This is a genomic window from Methylobacterium sp. J-077 (assembly GCF_022829365.1).
GTDB lineage: Bacteria > Pseudomonadota > Alphaproteobacteria > Rhizobiales > Beijerinckiaceae > Methylobacterium.
This window is the reverse complement of the sequence record NZ_JAKSYJ010000176.1, coordinates 1-307: the sequence shown is the minus strand read 5'-3', so window position 1 is coordinate 307 and position 307 is coordinate 1. Positions and strand designations below refer to the sequence as shown.

Annotated in this window: 1 pseudogene; it reads left to right on the top strand. The window is 67.4% G+C overall.

Annotation, left to right across the window (positions count from 1 at the left end):
- Positions 1–307: pseudogene (locus MKL11_RS21940) on the top strand (IS3 family transposase); the annotation flags it as partial.

Here is a 307-nt window from a genome sequence, read left to right as displayed (position 1 = left end):
TTGGAGGATGAGAACAGCAAGCTGAAACGGCTGGTCGCCGACCTGACGCTGGACCGCTCGATGCTGCAGGACGTGCTCAAGCGAAAGTGGTGAGGCTCGCCGCGAGGTCGCCGGTCACCTGCAGGTGGCCTACGACATCGGCGAGCGTCGGGCCTGCCAGGCCACCGGTTTCGGCCACTCGTCCCAGCGTTACAGGAAGCGCTCCAACCCGCAGGTGGCACTGCGGATGCGGCTGAAGGAGTTCGCTGCCGCACGGGTCCGCTACGGCTACCGACGGCTGCACATCCTGCTGCGGCGGGAGGGCTGG